This window comes from Pararhodobacter sp., assembly GCF_034676075.1.
GTDB lineage: Bacteria > Pseudomonadota > Alphaproteobacteria > Rhodobacterales > Rhodobacteraceae > Pararhodobacter.
Window position 1 is genome coordinate 1 of sequence record NZ_JAUCCQ010000228.1, and the last position, 2,231, is coordinate 2,231.

A 2,231-nucleotide genomic window follows, 5' to 3' on the forward strand; every position below is an offset into this window, starting at 1 on the left:
GCGCTGCAAATATCCTCGGGGGGTGAATTGGCCGTCAGGCCAAGAGGGGGGCAGACGGCCCCCCTTCTTCGGCGCGGCACCGCCGCGCCGCTGGTCGCCCGAGGCGCCCGCGACAGCGGGCAACGAGGGCGAAACCCCTCAGGTCACGCGCTTCAGCCGGTTCATCAGATCGCCGATCTGGCTCACATCCGCATTGGCGAAGGCGATGCGCATCTCGCGGGCGCCGTCGGGCGCGCCTTCGGGGCGGAACATGGTGCCGGGCAGCATCAGCACGCCGATCTCGGCCAGCAGGCGTTTGGCGATTTCGGGCGAGGCGGCCTCGAACGGGTGGCGTGCATAGGCGAAATAGGCGCCGCAGCCGAGGAGTTCCCAGCCTGGCAATCCGGCGAAGCCCTCGGTCATCGCCCGGCGGCGGCGCAGGATCTCCTGGCGTTCGCCCTCGAGCCAATCCTCCAGGTTTTCAAGCCCCCAGAGCGCCGCCATCTGTCCGGGACCCGAGACGCAGATCGTGACCGTGTCGAGGAATTTCTCGATCTCGGCAAGCCTTGCGGGCGCGGCGGCGATGGCGCCGACGCGGTGGCCGGTCAGCCGGTAGGCCTTGGAGAAGCTGTAGAGATGGATGAAGCTCCGGTCCCAGTCGGGGTTCTGGAACAGCCGGTGAGGCGCGCCGTCCTGGGTGTGGAAATCGCGGTAAGTCTCGTCGACGATCAGCGCGATACCCTTCTCCTCGCAGAGCCGGGCGAAGGCCTCGAGCGTCTCGGCGCTGTATTCGACGCCGCCCGGGTTGTTGGGGGTGACGAGGGTGATCGCCCGGGTGCGGGGCGTGATGAGGGCGGCGGCGGCCTCAGGGTCGGGTTGCAGGCCGGGGCCGGTGGGCAGGGGCACCGCCTTCACGCCGGTCATGCTGAGCCACATGACATGGTTGAAATACCAGGGCGCGGGCAGGATCACCTCGTCCCCCGGGGCGGCAAGCGTCGCCATCACCGCGCAGAAGGCCTGGTTGCAGCCCGAGGTCAGTGCCATCTGCCCGGCCGTGACGCTGCCGCCATAGAGCGCCGCGGTGCGGGCGGCGAGGCGTTCGCGCAGGGGGCCATTGCCCAGCACCGGGGAATAGAGGTGGATGCCCGGGTCCTGTTCGATGGCCCGGGCCATGGCGGCGCGCATCGGCGCGGGGGGCGGGTCGACCGGGGCTGCCTGCGAGAGGTTCAGGAGGGGAAAGCCCTCGGGCAGCCGGGTTTCGGTCAGCCAGCGGCGGGCCTCCATCACCGGTGGGGCGAAGGTGGCGGCGAAGGCGGGGTTCAGGAGGAGGGACATGGCGGGCTCGCGTTGGGTGGCGGCAGACTGCCCCAAGCCCCGATTGCCCGCAAGCCGCGCCTCAGCGCCGGAGCGCGCGGGCGAAGCCCCAGGCCGAGCCAAGGCCGAGCGCGCCGAGGTAGAGCCAGGGCAGCGGGCGCCCGGCGAGGCCGTGCAGCAGGCAGGCGATGACGACCCAGAAGCCATAGGTGGCATAGCCGATGGCGGCGGGGCGGCCGAGGTCCTGTCGGTTGCGCGCCCCCCAGGCCATCAGCGCGAGCGTCGCGGGCATCACGGCGATGAGCCGGGCGCTGAGCGGGTCCGTGGCCCAGAGGAAGAGCGGCGGGAAGGGGGCCGCGGGCCAGGCGTAGAGGGCGAGCGCCCAGAGGGCGAAGAGGAGGCCGAAGGCGCTCCAGATCCGCTGCTCGGTCGGGCCGGGCGAGGTGCCACCGGGCGGGGTCGGCGCGCCGAGCAGGGCAATCGTCGAGGAGATCGTCAGCCCGCCCGCCACGACGAGGAAGGCCCAGGCGATGGGCGTCTGCCAGTCGAGCCTGTCGCGATGGAGGAGAAGGACGGCGGCGACGACCGGGGCGAGATAGAGCGCTACCATGCCGAGATAGAGGCGGATCCGGGCGGGCGAGGGCCGCCAGAGTATCGTGAGGCCGGTGGCGGCGAAGGCCAGCGCCGCTGCGCCGAGGAAGCGGAAGGCGAGGGGCGGCAGCAGCCAGGCGAAACTGGCGGGCACGCCGAACCACCAGAAGGGCGCGCCGAGGATCGCCCCCGCCGTGGCGACAGCGATGCTGCGCTGGGCCGGGCGGTCGGCCAGGGCGAAGCGCGGGGCGGAGCGATGGAGGAGGAGCGCGGTCAAGGCGAGAAGCGCGAGGAGGATGAGGACTTGCAGGGCGAGGATCATCGGGCGGTCTCCGCTGGCGGCTGCA

The 2,231-nt window shown here is 71.9% G+C and carries 2 protein-coding genes; both read right to left on the reverse strand.

All coding sequences use genetic code 11. From position 1 onward, the window contains the following. Nucleotides 1-138: 138 nt before the first annotated feature. Nucleotides 139-1,314 (reverse strand): aminotransferase, encoded by a 1,176-nt coding sequence (locus tag VDQ18_RS23480; protein WP_323023274.1) that lies wholly within the window; start codon nt 1,312-1,314, stop codon nt 139-141. 61 nt (nt 1,315-1,375) lie between these two features. Then, nucleotides 1,376-2,231, reverse strand: an 856-nt coding sequence (locus tag VDQ18_RS23485; RefSeq protein WP_323023275.1) for a hypothetical protein, incomplete at its 5' end; no start/stop codon positions are given.